Raw genomic sequence first — 19,118 nt, forward strand, 5'->3', positions numbered from 1 at the left:
TTACGTCTTAGCAGGTTCGGTTTTCGACACAACCTGGGCAATCGTGTTGCGCACGACACGAACTTTGACACCTTCGCTCACTTCAACATCCAACTCGTTGTTTTCCTTGACTTTCGTCACCTTTCCGATCAGCCCGCCCTGAGTGATGACAACATCGCCACGAACCAGGTTTTCGACCATTTTCTGATGCTCTTTCATCTTTTTCTGCTGTGGGCGGATCAACAGGAAATACATGATCGCAAAGATCAGAATAAGCGGGACGAACTGGGCAATTGCGCTGCCTTCCATGGGCGTGCTCCTTGAAGATGGCGGGGCACACCCCGCTGATGATGGGTCGATTAATTCGGGCGGAACCTATGTTGCCCGTCTGGGCTTTGCAAGGCGCGTTCCGTGCGTTTTCCTATGCGTTTTGTGCCGTTTGCTGCGCGCACTGGATCGAACGGTCCTTGTGACAAAACCACCGGTCCGACACAGCAGACTTGCCCATATCGCCAACTTGCGCCTTAAGTCGCGTCATGAAATGCGCCGTTCTGTCCATCATTCTGTCGATCATCGCCGACAGCGCCGCCGCGCAAGACCTGCCGCTTCTGCCGGGGCCAGAGCACAGCAACTGGCAGGCCATTGGCCGCGTCAATGCCGCTGGCTTTCGCAAACGCGAAATGTGTTCCGGCACGCTCATCGCCCCGGATCAGGTTCTGACCGCAGCGCATTGTCTGGCGGGCACCGATGGGCTGGGCCCGAAACCCGGTGACTTCACCTTTGTCGCCGGATGGCTGCGTGGCGAGGCGAGCGACATCGTCGCCGGTGCCGCGATCTGGATACATCCCAAAGCCTATGCCGAAGGGGTGCTCGACATCCGCTACGACATCGCCATTCTCACGCTCGACCGCGCGGCAAAGGTCGCCCCGCTTGACCTGGCTCCAAACGACGCTCCGGCCCCCTTTGGTGTGCTGGGCTATTCGACCCGCCGACCACATATGCTGGGGGCTGCGTTCGGATGCGGCGGGCGCGTCGCGTCGCAGCTGTTGCGCCTTGAATGCGCTGTCACATCGGGAAATTCCGGCGGGCCGGTGGTCGTCAAACACGCCAATCGCTGGAAGATCGCGGCAGTGATCAGCGCCATGGGGCAATCTGGCGCGCTGGCCGTGCCGGTAACACGCCTGCCGCCGCGCTAAGCCTCTACCATATGCGCGCGTTCCGGTGCATAAGGCCGCTCAACCATTGCGAGTCAGAAGGACCAGACCCATGCATGATATCCGAACCATCCGCGAAAACCCCGCCGCGTTTGACGCCGCGATCTCGCGCCGTGGCTTGGAACCGGTCTCATCCGAACTGTTGCGCATCGACGAAGACCGCCGCGCGGCCATTCTTGCGGCCGAAACAGCACAGGCCGATCAGAACAAGGCGGCCAAGGAAATCGGCAAGGTCAAAGCCTCTGGCGACGACGCCGCATTCCAGACATTGCGCGATGAGGTCGCCGCGAAAAAAGCCGCCGTGGCCGACCTTCAGGCCCGCGCAAAAGAGCTGGACGACACCCTGACCGAGCTGCTGATCGGCCTGCCGAACCTGCCGTTTGACGACGTCCCTGACGGGGCCGACGAAGACGACAATGTCGAAGTCCGCCGCTGGGGCACACCGCGCGATTTCGATTTCCAGCCCAAGGAACATTTCGAGATTCCGGGTGTTATCCCCGGCATGGATTTCGAAACAGCAGCCAAACTCTCTGGATCGCGCTTTGTCGTGATGTCCGGGGCCATCGCGCGCGTCCACCGCGCCCTGGCGCAGTTCATGCTCGACACGCATATCAGCGAAAACGGCCTGCAGGAAACATGGACACCCGTGCTTGTGCGCGATGACATGATGTACGGCACCGGCCAATTGCCCAAATTCGGCGAAGACAGCTATCAGACCACAAATGGATGGTGGCTCGTGCCCACCGCCGAAGTGACCCTGACCAACATCGTCAACGGCATGACCGTGGACGAAAGCACCCTGCCCCGGCGCTATGTCGCCCACACCCAGTGTTTCCGCTCCGAAGCGGGCAGCGCCGGGCGCGACACCTCTGGCATGCTGCGCCAACACCAGTTCGAAAAGGTCGAAATGGTGTCGATCACGCACCCGGATCACAGCCGCGACGAGCTGGACCGCATGACAGGCTGCGCGCAAGGCATCCTTGAAAAGCTGGGCCTGCCCTACCGCACCGTTGTTTTGTGTGTCGGCGATATGGGCTTTGGCGCGCGCCAGACCCATGACATCGAGGTCTGGCTGCCCGGTCAGAACACCTATCGCGAAATCAGCTCTGTGTCGGTTTGCGGTGATTTTCAGGCCCGGCGCATGAACGCCCGCTTCAAGCCTGCGGATGGCGGCAAACCCGAATACCTGCACACGCTTAATGGGTCAGGTCTGGCCGTGGGGCGCTGCCTGATTGCGGTTCTGGAAAACGGCCAGGAAAAAGACGGCTCGGTCACATTGCCCGAAGCGCTGCATCCCTGGCTGGGTGGTCACACACGGATTTCTGCAGATGGAAAGATGGTCTGAGCCATGACACGTATCTGGTCCCTTCTGGTGCTCATCGCCGCGCTTGCGTTCGCGGCGTCGCCCTGGTTCACGCAGGGGTTCAACGGGTTTGAACCCGATCAATTCCCGACCCCGCAGGACGACCCGCCGGTCCAGCCGGCCGGCTATGCCTTTGCCATCTGGGGCCTGATTTATCTGTGGTTGATCATCGGTGCCGGTTTTGGCCTCGTAAAGCGCAGCGATGATCCCGATTGGGCCGCCATGCGCCCGCCCCTCGTGCTCAGCTTGGCGGTCGGGGCCACTTGGTTGCCGGTTGCCACCGTGTCGCCGCTTGCCGCGACAGTCCTGATCTGGGTGATGCTGGTTTCGGCGCTGGTCAGTCTGTTTCGCGTGGGCGACACCGATCGCTGGTTCCAGCAGACCCCGGTGGCCATTTACGCAGGCTGGCTCACGGCGGCGTCATGTGTGGCGATTGGGCTGGTCCTGGGGGGGTATGGCCTTCTGCCCGAAACGATCGCAGCGATTGTCGCCCTTGGGATCGGCCTGGCCATTGCGCTTTTCGTGCAGTACCGGCTGCACCGCGCACCGGAATACGGGATCACCGTGATCTGGGCGCTTGTGGGGGTGATTGTCGCCAATACCGGCCCGCTCAACATCGCGGTGGTCGGCCTGTGTGTGCTTGGCATCATCGCCATTCTGGCCTTGCGCGGCACAGACACGGAATAGTCTTTCTTCTTGCTGAAAATATCTCGGGGTCTGGGGCAGCGCCCCAGACGGTCCGGCAGCGAACCATTTCGGATGCATGTTGCAACCGATACCATCAGACGATCAGCCCATTGCGCGCAAGCGCTTGATCAGGCTTGACGTGTCCCAGCGTCCGCCGCCCAGTTTCTGAACATCCTTGTAGAACTGATCCACCAGCGCCGTGACCGGCAGCGACGCGTCGACCTCGTCTGCCGTGTCCAGACAGATGCCCAGATCCTTGCGCATCCAGTCCACCGCAAACCCGTGATCAAATGAATCGTCAATCATCGTCTCGTACCGGTTTGACATCTGCCACGATCCAGCTGCCCCCTGACTGATCACTTCGACAACGGCGCGGCCATCCAACCCGGCTTTTTCGGCAAAATGAAGCGCCTCGCTCAGCCCCTGAACCAAACCGGCAATCGCAATCTGGTTGCACATCTTGGTCATCTGCCCCGCGCCGCTGTCGCCGATCCGGCGACACACCCGCGCATAGGCCGCGATGATCGGCTCGGCCTTGTCATAGGCCTCCTGATCGCCGCCGCACATCACCGACAGGGCCCCGTTTTCGGCACCGGCCTGACCGCCGGAAATCGGCGCATCCACAAACGCGATGCCCAAAGCGTCGGCATCCGCGTATAGCTCGCGTGTCACCTTGGCCGAAACCGTCGTGTGATCCACAAAGATCGCCCCCTTGAGCAATCCGGCAAACGCCCCGTCCTCGCCCAGACACACGCTGCGCAAATCATCGTCATTGCCAACGCAGGCCATGACAAAATCGCAACCCGACGCCGCCTCTTTCGGGGTGGCCGCACAGGTGCCGCCATGCGCGTCAGCCCAGGCTTCGGCTTTGGATGTCGTGCGGTTATACACCGTCACATCGTGACCGGCTTTTACAAGGTGACCTGCCATCGGATATCCCATGACACCCAGTCCCAAAAACGCAATTTTCGCCATCGCCAACGCTCCTCTTCGATTTGGTCATATTTTGCTGTCTTTACCTGACGCCGGACCGCCCCCTTGGCAAGGGCTTGCGTGTTCTGTAGGGCGGGTCTGACCGGTCCCGGGGCTGGTCAGGGGCTTATGTGCAAAGGATGACAGGGGCGTGGCGCTGATCTTTAGAGGTTTGGTCTGGGCGACAACGGCCGCACTTGGTGTCAGTGTTCTGGTGGTGCTTAGCGTGTACTACCTCGCCTCGCGTTCGCTGCCCGAATACGACAAGGTGATCCCGGTGTCCGGGCTGACGGCGGATGTGGAAATTGTGCGTGACAATTCCGGTGTGCCACATATCTTTTCAGCCTCGGATCGTGACGCGTTTTACGCGTTGGGTTACGCCCATGCGCAGGACCGCCTGTGGCAAATGACTCTGCTGCGACGCACCGTGCAGGGGCGGCTGTCAGAACTTTTCGGCCCCCGTACGCTCGAAACTGACAAGCTTTTGCGTCGGCTTGATCTGTATTCTTTGGCCGTGCAATCCGTCGATGCGCAGGACGCCCAGACGCTGGACGCGCTCGAAGCCTATGCCGGCGGTGTGAATGCCCGCATCACCGAGATCAATCGCGACAGTCTGGGCCGCGGCGCGCCGGAATTTTTTATGTTCAACGCGCCTCTCGCCCCGTGGCAGCCTGCAGATTCGGTGGCATTGATCAAATTGATGGCGTTGCAACTGTCCGGCCATCTGGGCGAAGAGGTGCTGCGTGCGCGCACCTCGCTTTTGCTGCCCGATGAAAACCGCCTGGCCGACCTGTTGCCTGACGTTCCGGGCCTTGGTGTCGCGGCGCTTCCGGAATATGCCGATCTGGTGCCCAATGTGCCGCAGACCCGCCAATTCGCCGCGCGCGGCGACACATCCGCATTCTGGCCGGTGCCCGCCCGCGGGTTGGCCGGGGCGTCCAATGCCTGGGCTGCCGATGACACCCGCTCGGCGACCGGGTCCACGCTTCTGGCCAACGATCCGCATCTGCAATTCACCGCGCCCGCCACCTGGTATCTGGCCCGGCTACAGCTGTCCAATGGCGGCGTGATCGGCGCAACAATCCCCGGAATTCCGGCGATCATGGCAGGCCGGTCGGAAACCATCGCCTGGGGGCTGACATCGTCCTACCTGGATGATCAGGACATCCTGATCGAAGAGCTGAACCCCGACAATCGCGAAGAATACCGCACGTCGGACGGCTACGCGCGGTTTGACACCCGCTCCTCGATAATCGAGATCAAGGATTCGCCGCCGGTCACGTTGACATTGCGCTGGTCGGAAAATGGACCGATCTTGCCCGCCACGCAGTTCGATCTGGGCACCATAACACCACCCGGCCATGTGACTGCACTGTCCTGGACCGGGCTAAGCCCGCGTGACACCACCATGTCTGCCGCGATCGGGATCATGTTTGCCCAATCGGTCGAAGACGCGTTTGAGCTGTCCAAAGCCTATGTTGCCCCGTCCCAGAACCTGACGGTGATTGATGCCAATGGCATCGGAATGAAGCTGGTCGGGGCCATGCCGCGCCGCGATGCGGCGCATCAAAGCCAGGGGCGTTTGCCCTCGTTCGGATGGCGCGCTGAAAACCGTTGGCAAGGGGTGTTCCCGGATGACGCCAATCCCGTTTTTCTGAACCCCAATGGCGGTATTGTCGGCAACACCAACAACAAGATCGTCGACCGTCCCTTCCCGCTGCATGTCAGTTTCGACTGGGGCGACAGCCAACGGGTCATGCGCTGGCAGGGCTTGATGCAGGGGCGCGAAGTCCACACCCGCGACAGCTTTATCGAGGCGCAACTCGACACCGTGTCGATCACGGCGCGCAGCTTGCTGCCGCTGATCGGCGCGGATCTGTGGTTCACCGGCGAAGCCGCCCCTGACGGCACACCGGAACGCCTGCGCCAACGCGCGCTGGACTTGCTGGCCAACTGGAACGGAGAGATGAACGAACACCTGCCAGAGCCGCTGATCTATTCGGCCTGGCTGCGCGCGTTGCAGGAACGGCTGATCCGCGATGACCTTGGCCCGCTGGCGTCAGAATTCACCCGGGTCGAGCCGCTTTTTATCGAACGGGTTTTTCGCGATGTCGACGGTGCCAGCGCCTGGTGCGATGTGATCCGATCCGCCATCACCGAACGCTGTTCAGACATTGCCCGGCTGGCGCTGGACGACGCGCTTGTGTGGATATCGGAAACCTATGGCACGGCGCTTGAATCGCTGCGCTGGGGCGATGCGCATCAAGCCACCCATGACCACACGGTCCTTGGAGAGGTGCCGCTTCTGCGCTATTTCGTCAATATCCGACAAAGCACATCAGGCGGCGATCACACGCTCATGCGCGGGCGCGGATCGGGCAAGGACCCGGCCCCGTTTGAAAATGTGCACGGCGCGGCCTATCGCGGTGTCTATGATTTTGCCGATCCCGACAGCTCTGTCTTTATCCTGTCAACCGGTCAGTCCGGCCATTTCCTGTCGCGTCATTATGACGATATGGGCATCCTGTGGCGGCGCGGCGAATACATTCCCATGTCGCTTGACGAAGATCTGGCGCGCGCCGCCTCTGTTGGCATCACACAGCTTGTCCGGCAGTGACATGCCCCCTGTCGCGACGGTGACGGCGCAGCGGTCCCGCCGGGCCTAAAGCGTCTCGAATTGACGGGCATCCTTGGCCGACCAGCGTACGCGAATGTGATAGCCGGTATCATCCTGGCTCTCGTCCTCGACCACGGACTTGTCAAACAGCCACGCGCGTTTGCGGCCTTCGTCAAACCCCAGATGCAGCACCTCTTCGCGCCGGTCTCCCTCCAGGATCTGGTTCACAGCCTGCAGCATCGGGCCCAGCCCATCCCCGGTCAGCGCCGAGGTGGCAAACACCGTCTCGTCCCGCGCGGCGCGTGCAAGAATTGCAGCGCGGTCCTCGTCGGGCATGGCGTCGGTTTTGTTCCAGACCTCCAGCATCGGTGTGGTGTCTGTCACGCCCAGCGAATTCAGAATATCGCGAACATCCTGCGCCTGCTCTTCCGTCTCATCATGGCTGATGTCGCGCACATGCAGGATCAGGTCGGCGGCAAGAACCTCTTCGAGAGTGGCCCTGAAGGCGGCCACCAGTTCGGTCGGCAGGTCCGAGATAAACCCGACCGTATCAGACAGAATCACCTCCGGCCCATCCGGCAACCGAACCGCGCGCATTGTCGGGTCCAGCGTCGCAAACAGCATGTCTTTGGCCATCACCTCGGCACCGGTGAGCCGGTTGAACAGGGTTGACTTGCCCGCGTTCGTGTATCCGACCAAAGCGACAATCGGGTACGGCACCTTGGCCCGCGCGGCCCGATGCAGGCCGCGGGTTTTGACAACCTTTTCCAACTGCCGCCGCAAGCGCACCAATTGGTCATCAATCGCCCGCCGGTCCGCCTCGATCTGGGTCTCGCCCGGACCGCCGACAAACCCCAAACCGCCGCGTTGACGTTCCAGATGGGTCCAGGCGCGCACAAGCCGCGTCCGCTGATACGACAGCGCCGCCATCTCGACCTGCAACACACCTTCGCGGGTCGCGGCCCGGTCGCTGAAAATCTCAAGGATAAGTCCGGTCCGATCAAGCAGTTTCACGCCCCAGGCTTTTTCCAGATTACGCTGCTGAACCGGCGTAACCGGCCCGTCCACCAGCACCAGTTCCACATCCTGCGCCTTGAACAACGCGTCCAGCTCGGCGATCTTGCCCGACCCGAATAGCGCACCGGGCTGTGGCTTGGGCAAACGCACCACGTCATCGCCCACCACCTCAAGCCCCGGCAACGCCGCCGCCAAGGCCACTGCTTCGGCCAAAGCCGGTTCGGCAGCACGCCGCGTGCGATCGCTGGTGATGTCCGGATGCAGAACCCAGGCGCGGGTCACATGCGCCTTATGTTCCTTCAACTTTCGCCTTCGCCGTCATACAGATTGATCGGCTGTGCTGGCATGATGGTTGAAATGGCATGTTTATAGACAAGCTGCGATTGGCCATCGCGGCGCAACAGCACGCAGAAGTTATCGAACCATGTGATAACACCCTGCAGTTTCACGCCATTGATCAAGAAAACGGTGACCGGCACCTTCGTCTTACGAACGTGATTCAGAAAAGCGTCCTGAAGATTCTGCTTATCGGATGCCATAGAGTATGCCTTTGTTCTTGTTTTTATCATGCGGGTGACTGCGAATTTAGGCCACTATGTCGTGGGGTTGCCGTAAATTCCAGAGGAAAAACAAGGAATTTCCCCCGGCGTGACCGACAGGCTCAGGATCGCCAGATATCCGGCACCAAAATGACCACAAGTGCCAGCATCTCTAACCGGCCCATGACCATTGCAATGGCCGCGATAATTTTCGGCCCCGGCCCCAGTTCAATCAGGCTCAACCGCCCTGCCTCGATCACCTCGATCAGCGGCCCGCAATTGGTCAACGTGGCCAGCGCCAGCACCAAAGACTGTTCAAACGGGATGTTAAACGCGGCAAAAGCCACCGTTGTAACCGCGATGGTGATGGCAAAGATCATGAAAAACACCCAGGCAATAAACGCGCCCTCCCGCCGTGTCTTGCGGGACACCAGACCCGACCGACCCACCGACGATGGATGCACCAGACGGTCTACTTCGCGCATCCCGTTGATGATAAGCGCAAACACGCGCAACAGCTTGACACCCCCCGCCGTTGTGGCCACGCCGCCCCCGATCAGCGCCAGCCCCAGCAGGATAAGACCCGGCGTCTCAAGCCCGGACCACGCCTGCGCATTGACCCAATCTACGCTGGTAAAGCCATGCGTCGTCAGAAACGATAAAACGGTGAACGCCGCCCCCCAAAATGCCCGGACCGCGGCAACAAAGTTGTTCTGATCGCCAATGTCATAGGCCGCAAAAAAGTGGCGCAGAAACAGAACCAGCGGAATAAGCAGCACAATCGCAAGGCCCAGCCGGAATTCCGGATCGTGCAACAGGCCCGATTTCTGTCGGCTTCCCGTATCCTCGGAAAATGTCATCCGTGACAGGGCAAACAGCAAAAACACCGCGATGATCGCTTCACCGGCAAAGCCGCTATTGGCCCCCTCGGTCCCGCCCACAGGGGAAATCCCGGATGTCGACATCACACTCATCGCATGCACCAAAGCGACAAACGGCGTGTCGCCCACAACCAACAGCAGCACCCAAAGCGCCAGCGTCAAAAGCGCGTAGGTCGGAACCAGAACCGCCGCGCTTTTGGCCAGGCGCGTGGCCGGACTGGCCGTGTCCCGGCGCGCAGCCCCCGCCACCATATCCTGACCCGGCTCGCCCAGGGATGTCACCTCGAATCCGCCAAGGTTCAAAGGTGCCAGAATGGCCGCCGCTGCAACCCACATCAGCAAACCGCCCATCCAAGCCACTTGCGCCCGCCACAGATGCTCGGCCATCGAAAGACGTTCAGCCGGGAACAACGGCAACCCGGTTGTCGACAGGCTGGACACCATTTCCAGATAGGCATTCAGAAACGAGGTCGTTTGCACCGATTCGTAAAACGGCACGGCCAGAACCGCAGGCAGGGCCAGAAACGTGGCCAACAGCGACAAAAGCTGGCGAATGGCGTTGCGATTGTGCAGCCGGTTGGCCATCGCGAATGCAACCAGTGTGCACAGGATCAGCCCGATCAACCCAGCATAGAAAAAACTGCGCGCGTCGTTATAGGATTCCGTCCACAACGCCACCGCCGCCGGGACGATCATCGACACCGATGCAAGGCCCGTCAGCAACAAGAGCAGCGGCAAACGATACAGCAGCGCCATTGTCAGAAAAAGTCGATAGAGACCTGAAGCAGGCGCTCGACCTCGGCCACATCCCCGGCAAGACTGAAGATCACAACCTGATCGCCCTCTTCGATCACCATCGCGCCGGTCGGGCGCACCACCTTGTTGCCTTTGCGCACCGCCCCCACGATCACACCTTCCGGAAAATCAATGTCGCGCATCTTTTGCCCCGCCATCGGCGATGTCGACAACACCTCTGCCTCGATCACCTCGGCTTCTGCATCCCCGATCGAATAGACCATCCGCACACGCCCGTGCCGGAAATGTTTGAGGATCGAACTGACCGTCACCGACCGCGGGTTGATATAGGCGTCGATACCCAGCGTTTCCATCAACGGCTCCAGCGTGGGATCGTTGATCAGCGCAATCGCCATCGGGCAGCCCTCGGATTTGGCCCGCACCGCCGCCAGCATGTTGGTCTTGTCATCATCCGTCACACACAGCACCGCATCCGTGCGTTCGATATTGGCTTCGGCCAACAGGCTCACGTCAAGCCCGTCGCCGTTCAGAACAATCGTGCGCTCCAGCGCCTCGGCGGCGCGTTCGGCGATGAGCCGGTTGCGCTCGATCACCTTGACGCGAATCCGGTCGGCGCGCTGTTCCAGTTCCTTGGCCACCATCAGACCAACATTGCCGCCCCCGATAATGACCACGCGTTCCTGTTTGCGGTGGGTCTTGCCGAAAATCTCAAGCGTGCGGCGCACATCCTCGTTGTGGGACATCACGTAACAGGCATCGCCGGGAAAGATTTGGTCACCGGATTCCGGCGCAAACAATGTCCCGTCCCGGCGAATGCCCACCACAATCGACCGCAGGGTCGAGAACAGATCGGTCAGTTGCTTGAGCGGCGTATTGATGATCGGGCAGTCCTCGTCAATCGTCAGCCCCATCAGGGCCGCATCCCCATCAAGGAATTTCTCCGTATCAAACGCCGCCGGCGCGTTCAGCCGTTGCAACGCGGCGTCCGCCACCTCCATCTCGGGGCTGATCACCACGTCAATCGGCATATGATCGCGCCGGTAAAGATCCGAATAAATCGCCGTCAGATAGGATTTCGACCGCAGCCGCGCGATCTTGCGCGGGATCGCAAACACCGAATGCGCCACCTGACAGGTCACCATATTGACCTCGTCCGAATGGGTCGCCGCGATGATCATATCCGCATCGCGCGCTCCGGCCTGATCCAGCACATCCGGATAAGACGCAAACCCCGCAATCCCCTGCACATCCAGCGCATCCGTCGCCCGGCGCACCAGTTCAGAGTTATTGTCGACCACCGTCACGTCATTGCGCTCACCCGACAAATGCCGCGCGATCTGCCACCCAACCTGACCCGCTCCGCAGATAATGACTTTCATGCACTCCGCCCGTTTCAGGGCCCCTTGCCGTTGGCGCAGACCCTTGTGTGGCAGAGCTAAGGTGTGGGGTCAATTCCCGACCCCGTAGGATGCGCGTCGCCGATGCGCGGTGGGCTGCGCCCACGGTTTCGCGCGGAGATTGGAAAACGGCCCTTGCAGGTCATTCATGTGGTATACGGCAAACGTGGGGTGCGTGCTTGCAAGCACCATGCCCAGCACCAAACAAACCGGTGTGTGAAATCACGCACCCTACCCATCCAAAAAACCAAACCTTACCAAACTTATTAGGTCCACACCGGACCTAACGGGTCAGGACGCCTGTTCGACGCCCTCTTCCAGATAGGCCACCCGGCTGCCCGCCTTGGAGCTCGTCACGACGCCCAGCGATTTCAGCTTGCGGTGCAGCGCGCTGCGTTCCATCCCGACGAAACTCGCCGTCCGGCTGATATTGCCGCCAAAGCGGTTGATCTGGGTCAGTAGGTATTCACGCTCGAACGCCTCGCGGGCATCGCGCAGGGGCATCGTGGCCAGCGTGCCCGACAGCACCACCCGGCCCTCTTCGTCCTCGGCTTGCGGCGAGTCCTGAGGCAGTTCGCGCGCGGCGATGTCGCCGGTGCCGTCGCCAAGGATCAGCACCCGTTCGATCAGGTTCTTCAACTGCCGCACATTGCCCGGCCAGACCATCGTTTGCAGCAAGGCCACCGCGTCGCTGCTCAGGGCGCGTTTGGGCAGACCCTGCGTCTGGTTGAACAGCTCAACAAAATGTTCGGCCAACATCGGGATATCTTCGCGCCGGTCCTCCAGGCTGGGCACAGAGATCGGCACCACGTTCAACCGGTGATACAGCTCCTCGCGGAACGTCCCTTCGGCAATCGCATCCTGCAGATCGCGGTTGGTCGAGGAAATCACCCGCAGATCGACGCGCACCTTGTCGGCCCCGCCCACGCGCTGGAATTGCTGATCCACCAGAACCCGCAGGATCTTGGATTGCGTGCCCAGCGGCATATCGGCAACCTCGTCGAAATAAACCACCCCGCCATGCGCCTGCTCCAACAGCCCCGGCTCTACGCCGCGTTCGGGGGTTTCGCGCCCGAACAGCACTTCCTCCATCGTTTCAGGGGCCACACCGGCGCAATTGACCGTCACAAACGGAGCGCTGGCGCGGTTGGAATTGGCATGGATATAGCGCGCCGCCACTTCCTTGCCGCTGCCTGCAGGCCCCGACAACAACACCCGCCCGTTGGATTTGGTCACTTTGTCCAGATTCGACACAAGCGTCCGGAAGGCCGCGCATTCGCCCACCATTTCCGCCACATCGGTCTCGCGCCGTTTGAGCTTTTGGTTTTCGCGGCGCAACCGGCTGGTTTCCATCGCCCGACGGATGACCACCAGCAACTGGTCGATATTAAAGGGCTTTTCGATAAAGTCATACGCCCCCTGCTTGATCGCCGCGACCGCGATTTCGATATTGCCATGGCCGGAAATGATCACCACAGGCACGTCCGGATTGTCGCGCTTGACGGTCTTGAGAATGTCGATCCCGTCCATCTTGCTGTCTTTGAGCCAGATATCGAGGATCAAAAGCGATGGCTCTTCGGCGTTGATCTCGGTCATCGCCTCCGAGGAATTGCCCGCCAATCGGGTGGTGTATCCTTCATCCTCAAGGATATCGCCGATGAGTTCGCGGATATCGCGCTCGTCGTCTACAATCAGAATGTCGCTCATTGCCTCACCTTTATCTCTGGTCATTCGTCACATTTCAATTTCGCGAAGCGCTGCCGATGGATTGGCAGCCGTGGGGGTGTCTGGCTGTGGCACATCGGGCAACACCGGCAGCCGGATGATCGCCATGGCACCGCGCCGGCCGGTGTCGTCAAAGGCGGATGCCTGTTCCAGAACCAGCGTCCCGCCATGTTCTTCGATGATTTTCTTCACAATCGGCAGGCCCAGCCCGGTGCCTTTCTCGCGTGTCGTCACATAAGGCTCAAAGATGCGCGACGTGTCTTCCGGCAGGCCGATTCCATTGTCCTCGATCCGGATCTCCGCTGTGCCGCCCTCCACCGTACAGGTGACGCGGATTTCCGGAAAGATCGCAGCGTCCGGCTCTTTTTCGCGCAGTGTTTCAATGGCTTCGCCTGCGTTCTTGATCAGGTTGGTAAAGGCCTGCCCGATCATGGTCGCGTCCACCTCTGCCGGTATACCAGAGGTTGGCAGATCGGTTGAAAAGGTGACATCCGGCTGGCCGGTTTCCTGTAAAAGCACCGCGCCGCGCAGGATATCCACCAGATCCTCTGGTTTGCGCTCTGGCTCTGGCATGCGGGCGAATTTGGAAAACTCATCAACAATGCGCCGCAAGTCGTTGGTTTGGCGCACAATCACGTCTGTCATCTGTTCCAGATCCTGCGCGTCGGACTCGGGCAGTTGCTTGCGGAACTTCCGGCGAATGCGCTCGGCTGACAATTGGATCGGCGTCAGCGGGTTCTTGATCTCATGCGCAATGCGCCGCGCCACGTCTCCCCAGGCAGCCATGCGTTGGGCGCTGACCAGATCGGTCACATCATCGAATGCAACCACATACCCTTCGAGCCCCCCATCGGCGCGCCGCCGTGTGGACAAGCGGACCAGCAGGTTTTCCAACCGACCTTCGCGGCTGACCTTGATCTCGTCCTGCGCGGTTTCGATCCCCTGATCGCGCAACCGATGGAACAAGGGGCCAAATTCCGGCACAGCCACGGTGATTTCGACGCTGCGCTGGTTGTCCTGCCAGCCCAAAAGCCGTTCTGCCGACCGGTTCACGAATGTCACCCGACCTTCGGCGTCCAACCCCACCACACCGGATGTCACCGATGTCAGAACCGAATCAAACAGCCGCTGGCGGCGTTCGATCTGACGGGTGTTGTCCAGCAATGTTTCGCGCTGGCCTTTCAACTGACGGGTCATTTGGTTGAAGTAGCGGCCCAGCATGGCGATTTCGTCGTCGCCCTCTTCTTCGAGCACCTTCACATCCAGATCGCCGGACCCGACGCGTTGGGCGGCACCGGTCAGGCGGCCGACTGGGCGGCTGAGCCGCTCGGCAAACCACAGGCCAAGCCAAACAGCGGCGAGGATCAACAAAAACGCAAATCCAAGATAAAGCAGCGCAAAATCAAACAGCACGCGACCCCGGTCGTTTTCCTGCTGCTGGTAAAACCGCGCGGTTTGCTGCGTGTCATCCAGCAGGTTCAGGATCTGACCATCGACTTCGCGTGTGATATACAAATAGCGGTCGCCGAACGCCCGCAGCGGCACAAGCGCGCGGAATTCATTGTTGTCCCAATCGGGGACCAGAGAAATGCCGATTTCGCTGGCTTCGGCAAAATTCGACGGCGCTGGGCGTTCATAGTCAAACAGATAGGACCGCTCTCCCCGGACGCGGATTTCACCTGCACTGTCAATGACATAGGCTTCGCGCAACCCGCGCTGGATCTGGGCCTGCCCCTGGCTGAGCGCTTGCCGTAATTCGCCATCATCCATGATGAAGGTCGCCCGCCGATTGGCATCCAGAAACGACGCCAGCGCGCGCGCGTCCTGAATAAGACCCTCGCGATGCTCTTCCTCATAGGCTTCTGCAGCTGAAAGCGATGCGCCGACCACGTTGCGCACCCGGTCGGAAAACCATGTCTCCAAGCCGATATTGATTGTCAGCACCGCAAACACCGCCACCGTGATTGTCGGCAACAGCGCCATCAGCGCAAACGCCCCGGTCAGTCGCAGATGCAGGCGCGATCCGGCTGATTTGGCCCGGCGCGCCGCGATCAGACTGACCACACGGCTGAGCACCAGAGCGGCCAGCAACAGGACGTAGATCAGATCGGCCAGCAGAACCAGCCGCAGGTTCAACTGCGCGCCCGTGCCGGTGTCGAACGGGCCAAGAACCAGAAACGTGGCCAACGCCAACACAGGCCCCAGCACCACCAGACCCAGGGTCATGGCATTTTGATAGCGCCGCTGTCGGCGCATCCGGCTTAACCGGGTCCAGGTCAATGAACGTGCCCAGGTGGCCACAGCCAACCCCCGCCTTGATGTGCCGCACAGCCCGGCTACCGCAATATTTTGTGGCCTCGGCCTGCTGCGTGACAGCCGAAGCACTATTATGTGGCAGTTTTACATCAATTTACGACGGCGTGTCACCTGAATATCGAGGTCGGTGATCTTCTTTCTGAGGGTATTTCGGTTAATCCCGAGCAATTCCGCGCATTTCGCCTGATTTCCGCCGGTCGCTTCAAGCGCGATTTCAATCAGAGGGGTTTCGATTTCGCGCAGGATTCGCGGATAAAGCCCCGGTGGCGGCAGCATATTTCCATGCAGATCGAAATATCGCCGCAAATGGCGCGCAACCGACGCGCTGAGCTTTTCACTGTCACCGCCGCGCAGAACCGGGCCGGTCTCCGGCTGATTTCCAAGTACGTTTTCCACCTCGGCGCGGCTGATCTCGTCACTGCGCGAGGTCAGGCTCAACCGGCGCACCACATTTTCCAGCTGACGCACATTGCCCGGCCAACTATAGGCGCGGCACAGATCGGTGGCCTCTTCGGACATCCAGCGTTTCGCAGCACCATCGCGTTCCGCGCGGATCAGAAAATGATCGGTCAGCAAGGAAATATCGTCCACCCGGTCGCGCAGCGGCGGCACCGCGATCGTGGCCCCGCTGATGCGATAATACAGATCCTCGCGCACGCCTGACGTGGACATGCCCTGCCCCGGATCAGTCTGGCTGGTCGCGATAAAGCGTGGCGCGTGGTCGTCCGGCCCATCCATCATGCGCACGATGCGGGCCTGAACCTCGTCGGGGATATCGGCCAGCTCGTCGATCAAAAGCGTGCCACCGCGCACCCGCGCCAGAATCCGCGCAGGCCCTTCTAGATCGGCAAGATCACTGCCGGTGACCGTCACAAACGGCAAGGACCGCCGATCCGAAAAATCGTGTAGCGCTTTGGCGATCAGCGATTTCCCGGTGCCGGATTCGCCGCAGACCAGCACCGGCAAATCGGTGTTCATCACCTTGGCCACCAGCCGGTAAAGCGCCTGCATGGCGGATGTCTTGCCCACAAGGGGCAGATCGTCGGGGGCCGCGTCGTCGTTCGGGCGCGGGGTCTGTCGGGCCGATGGGCTCCGGGTTTCCAGCGCCTTGGCGGTGCGCTTCATCAGGTCGGGCAAATCAAACGGCTTGGGCAGGTAATCATACGCCTCGGCCTCGGCGGCCTGAATCGCGGTCATGATGGTGTTCTGCGCCGAAATCACGATAACTGGAAGGCCGGGCCGGTCCTGGGCGATCTTCGGCAGCATCTCAAGCCCATTGCCATCCGGCATCACCACATCCGAAATCACCACATCGCCCTTGCCTTCGGCGACCCAGCGCATGAGCGTGGTCAAAGACGACGTCGCGTGCACCTTACAGCCCGCGCGCGTCAGCGCCTGGGTCAGAACGGTGCGGATCGTACGATCATCATCAGCAACAAGAACTGTGCCATCCATCAGCGTGGCTCCTTTAGGGTGTGCGGGGCCCGAGGCAGTGAAATCCGAAACCGGGTTTTGCCGGGAACCGATTCGACCGCGATCCAGCCATCGTGATCCGAGATGATCTTGCTGACCAAGGCCAGCCCCAGCCCGGTTCCATTGTCCCGCCCCGAAACAAACGGATCGAACACATCTCCCTTGATCTCGGAGGGCAATCCGGGGCCGTCATCAATCACTTCGATCTGCAAGGGCAGCGATTGGCCGGACCCGTCCGCGCGGCGCAGGCTGTAGCTGTGTTCGTAATAGGTCCGCAGACGAATCTGCCCCCCGGTTTTGGGATCAGCGGCCTCTGACGCGTTCTTGATCAGGTTCATCACCACCTGCAGCAGCTGGTCCGCATCTCCGACAGTCAGCGGCAAGGACGGATCGTAATCCTCCACAATCGACATATGCGCGCCCACACCCAAAAGCGCCGAGCGGCGCGCGCGGTCCAGAACATCGTGCAGATTGACCGGAACGCGCTCCGGTTCGGACAGATTGCCGAATTGCTCGACCTGGCCCAACAGTTTTACGATACGTCTGGTTTCCTCGACAATCAGGTCGGTCAGTTCCTGATCCCCGGATGTGAGGTTCATGCTTAACAGCTGTGCCGCGCCGGTGATGCCGGCCAGCGGGTTCTTGATTTCGTGCGCAAGCATTTCGGCCATGCCAATGGCGGATTTGGCCGCCGATTTGACGGTCTGGCTTTGGTTGACCCGCCCTGCCAATTCGCGCGGGCTGATCAGCAGGATCATACAGGTGTCATGGCCCTGCACCGGCGCGATCTGCAAATTGCACACCAAAGGCGCCCGCGACCCGGTGCCAATATCCACATCGTTGACAAACAAAGGCGTGCCGTTGTCACGGGCGCGGGCAAGGCTTTTTTCCATCGGGGCATCGACGGTCACCCTGTCCCAGATGGGCTGACCGCGCAGCCATTTGGCCGAATTGTTCAAAAAGCCTTCTGCGGCGGGGTTCATATCGACAATCCGGTCCTGCGCGTCGATCACAATCGCCGGAACCGGCAGCGACGACCAGATGGCGGCCTCATCGATCGCAGGCACAATGTCCGATGAGGCGGTCATGCGGCGCATTGCCTGTTGTCCAGCAGCGCCTCTGGCAGGGCTGCAAACACCCGCTTTGGGTCTGTGTCGGTCAGGATGGACTTGCGCAACGCGGGCGCGGTGCCCGCGTCTTGCATATACCAGCCCAGATGTTTGCGCGCGACACGCGACCCCAGATCGGCGCCATAAAACGACAGCATGGCGTCGTAATGCGTGCGGACCATGTCAACCAGGGCTGTGCCGGTCGGGATCATGGGACGCGGCGTGCCAAACAGGTCCGCCGCGATCTCGGCCAGTTTCCAGGGCTTGCCCTGCGCGCCGCGTCCGATCATCACGCCATCGGCCCCGCTTTGCGCAAGCGCCCTGCGCGCCGTATCGGAATCACGGATGTCCCCGTTGGCAATGACCGGAATGGACACGGCATGTGTCACCTGCCGGATCGCGCGCCAATCGGCCTGGCCCTTGTAGAACTGACAGCGTGTCCGACCGTGGATCACAATCATCGCAATCCCCAGCGCTTCGGCCCGTTGCGCCAGATCGGCGGCATTGTGGCTTGCGTCATCCCAGCCCAGCCGCGTTTTCAACGTCACCGGCACCGACACCGCAGAGACCACAGCTTCTATCAGGCGGCAGGCATGATCCAGATCGCGCAGCAAGGCAGAGCCGGAATACCCACCCACAACTTTCTTGGCCGGGCATCCCATATTGATGTCGATCACCTGCGCGCCCATGGCTTCGACCCTGCGCGCGGCCTCGGCCATCGCGTCCGGTGTGCGACCGGCCAGCTGCACCGAGGTGTTGCCAATCCCCGCCCCCAGCTCGGCTTTTTCACGGGTGCCGGGGCGTGCGGTCAGAAATTCACCGCTTGCGATCATCTCGGACACCACCCGCCCTGCGCCAAACTGCGACACCAGACTGCGAAACGGCAGATCGGTGATCCCGGCCAAAGGTGCCAAAAGCACGGGTGGCGACATCAGACTGTGAAAACTGGTCAAAGACACCGAGGCATTCCTTGTTGGACGTTCGTGAGCTACGCTGAGCGGGGCGTTTGATCAATGAATTTAGCCTGAAAAACAGACCGCGACAGAGCATTTGCCTATTTATTGGGCAAACAG

General features: G+C 60.8%; 15 protein-coding genes. 4 read left to right on the plus strand and 11 right to left on the minus strand.

What is annotated here, in order from left to right:
- Window positions 1–288: a preprotein translocase subunit YajC gene (yajC, locus tag ACG74X_RS07435; protein ID WP_411233676.1), complete on the minus strand. Its 288-nt coding sequence runs from the start codon at window positions 286–288 to the stop codon at window positions 1–3.
- Between the two features lie 227 nt (window positions 289–515).
- Here yajC and ACG74X_RS07440 point away from each other — a divergent pair, with 227 nt between their 5' ends.
- The 3 genes from ACG74X_RS07440 (at window position 516) to ACG74X_RS07450 (ending at window position 3,243) form a co-directional block, all read left to right on the plus strand.
- Window positions 516–1,175: a trypsin-like serine peptidase gene (locus ACG74X_RS07440; protein WP_411233677.1), complete on the plus strand. Its 660-nt coding sequence runs from the start codon at window positions 516–518 to the stop codon at window positions 1,173–1,175.
- A gap of 70 nt (window positions 1,176–1,245) precedes the next feature.
- On the plus strand, window positions 1,246–2,538 hold the full coding sequence (gene serS, locus ACG74X_RS07445; protein ID WP_411233678.1) for a serine--tRNA ligase: 1,293 nt from the start codon (window positions 1,246–1,248) through the stop codon (window positions 2,536–2,538).
- A gap of 3 nt (window positions 2,539–2,541) precedes the next feature.
- Window positions 2,542–3,243 (plus strand): hypothetical protein, encoded by a 702-nt coding sequence (locus ACG74X_RS07450; RefSeq protein ID WP_411233680.1) that lies wholly within the window; start codon window positions 2,542–2,544, stop codon window positions 3,241–3,243.
- Window positions 3,244–3,345: 102 nt separating this feature from the next.
- Here the strand turns inward: ACG74X_RS07450 and ACG74X_RS07455 are convergent, their stop codons facing one another.
- On the minus strand, window positions 3,346–4,218 hold the full coding sequence (locus ACG74X_RS07455) for an NAD(P)-dependent oxidoreductase (RefSeq protein WP_411233681.1): 873 nt from the start codon (window positions 4,216–4,218) through the stop codon (window positions 3,346–3,348).
- A gap of 148 nt (window positions 4,219–4,366) precedes the next feature.
- On the opposite strand from ACG74X_RS07455, the gene ACG74X_RS07460 reads away from it, so the two are divergent.
- Window positions 4,367–6,832, plus strand: a complete 2,466-nt coding sequence (locus tag ACG74X_RS07460) for a penicillin acylase family protein (protein WP_411233683.1) — start codon at window positions 4,367–4,369, stop codon at window positions 6,830–6,832.
- Window positions 6,833–6,877: 45 nt separating this feature from the next.
- On the opposite strand, the gene hflX is transcribed toward ACG74X_RS07460, so the two are convergent.
- From hflX to dusB, 9 genes are all read right to left on the minus strand, one after another.
- A complete protein-coding gene (gene hflX, locus ACG74X_RS07465; protein ID WP_411233685.1) occupies window positions 6,878–8,152 on the minus strand; it encodes a GTPase HflX in 1,275 nt (424 codons plus the stop codon).
- Window positions 8,149–8,388, minus strand: a complete 240-nt coding sequence (gene hfq, locus ACG74X_RS07470) for an RNA chaperone Hfq (RefSeq protein ID WP_072776954.1) — start codon at window positions 8,386–8,388, stop codon at window positions 8,149–8,151. The genes hflX and hfq overlap by 4 nt, the downstream gene beginning before the upstream one ends.
- 122 nt (window positions 8,389–8,510) lie before the next feature.
- Window positions 8,511–10,025 (minus strand): potassium transporter TrkG, encoded by a 1,515-nt coding sequence (locus ACG74X_RS07475; RefSeq protein ID WP_411233686.1) that lies wholly within the window; start codon window positions 10,023–10,025, stop codon window positions 8,511–8,513.
- A 2-nt stretch (window positions 10,026–10,027) separates the two neighbouring features.
- Window positions 10,028–11,404, minus strand: a complete 1,377-nt coding sequence (trkA, locus tag ACG74X_RS07480; RefSeq protein WP_411233687.1) for a Trk system potassium transporter TrkA — start codon at window positions 11,402–11,404, stop codon at window positions 10,028–10,030.
- A gap of 309 nt (window positions 11,405–11,713) precedes the next feature.
- Entirely contained in the window at window positions 11,714–13,129 is a 1,416-nt protein-coding gene (locus ACG74X_RS07485) for a sigma-54-dependent transcriptional regulator (protein WP_411234186.1), read from the minus strand.
- Between the two features lie 27 nt (window positions 13,130–13,156).
- Window positions 13,157–15,403 (minus strand): ATP-binding protein, encoded by a 2,247-nt coding sequence (locus ACG74X_RS07490; RefSeq protein ID WP_411234188.1) that lies wholly within the window; start codon window positions 15,401–15,403, stop codon window positions 13,157–13,159.
- Between the two features lie 144 nt (window positions 15,404–15,547).
- Window positions 15,548–16,918 (minus strand): response regulator, encoded by a 1,371-nt coding sequence (locus ACG74X_RS07495; protein ID WP_411233688.1) that lies wholly within the window; start codon window positions 16,916–16,918, stop codon window positions 15,548–15,550.
- Entirely contained in the window at window positions 16,918–18,024 is a 1,107-nt protein-coding gene (locus ACG74X_RS07500) for a two-component system sensor histidine kinase NtrB (protein WP_411233689.1), read from the minus strand. Before ACG74X_RS07500 ends, ACG74X_RS07495 begins: the two co-directional genes overlap by 1 nt.
- A complete protein-coding gene (dusB, locus tag ACG74X_RS07505; protein ID WP_411234189.1) occupies window positions 18,021–18,977 on the minus strand; it encodes a tRNA dihydrouridine synthase DusB in 957 nt (318 codons plus the stop codon). Before dusB ends, ACG74X_RS07500 begins: the two co-directional genes overlap by 4 nt.
- Window positions 18,978–19,118: the final 141 nt, after the last annotated feature.

Origin of the sequence: Marivita sp. S0852 (genome assembly GCF_046591575.1) — a bacterium.
Classification (GTDB): Bacteria; Pseudomonadota; Alphaproteobacteria; order Rhodobacterales; family Rhodobacteraceae; genus Marivita.

Excerpts from the sequence above, each read along its gene's own strand:
- trkA (WP_411233687.1), bottom strand. The coding sequence starts at position 11,404 with ATGAAAGTCATTATCTGCGGAGCGGGTCAGGTTGGGTGGCAGATCGCG.
- ACG74X_RS07475 (WP_411233686.1), bottom strand. The coding sequence starts at position 10,025 with ATGGCGCTGCTGTATCGTTTGCCGCTGCTCTTGTTGCTGACGGGCCTT.
- serS (WP_411233678.1), top strand. The coding sequence starts at position 1,246 with ATGCATGATATCCGAACCATCCGCGAAAACCCCGCCGCGTTTGACGCC.
- yajC (WP_411233676.1), bottom strand. The coding sequence starts at position 288 with ATGGAAGGCAGCGCAATTGCCCAGTTCGTCCCGCTTATTCTGATCTTT.
- hfq (WP_072776954.1), bottom strand. The coding sequence starts at position 8,388 with ATGGCATCCGATAAGCAGAATCTTCAGGACGCTTTTCTGAATCACGTT.
- ACG74X_RS07490 (WP_411234188.1), bottom strand. The coding sequence starts at position 15,403 with ATGCGCCGACAGCGGCGCTATCAAAATGCCATGACCCTGGGTCTGGTG.
- ACG74X_RS07485 (WP_411234186.1), bottom strand. The coding sequence starts at position 13,129 with ATGAGCGACATTCTGATTGTAGACGACGAGCGCGATATCCGCGAACTC.
- ACG74X_RS07495 (WP_411233688.1), bottom strand. The coding sequence starts at position 16,918 with ATGGATGGCACAGTTCTTGTTGCTGATGATGATCGTACGATCCGCACC.
- ACG74X_RS07450 (WP_411233680.1), top strand. The coding sequence starts at position 2,542 with ATGACACGTATCTGGTCCCTTCTGGTGCTCATCGCCGCGCTTGCGTTC.
- dusB (WP_411234189.1), bottom strand. The coding sequence starts at position 18,977 with ATGTCGCCACCCGTGCTTTTGGCACCTTTGGCCGGGATCACCGATCTG.
- ACG74X_RS07500 (WP_411233689.1), bottom strand. The coding sequence starts at position 18,024 with ATGACCGCCTCATCGGACATTGTGCCTGCGATCGATGAGGCCGCCATC.
- ACG74X_RS07455 (WP_411233681.1), bottom strand. The coding sequence starts at position 4,218 with ATGGCGAAAATTGCGTTTTTGGGACTGGGTGTCATGGGATATCCGATG.
- ACG74X_RS07440 (WP_411233677.1), top strand. The coding sequence starts at position 516 with ATGAAATGCGCCGTTCTGTCCATCATTCTGTCGATCATCGCCGACAGC.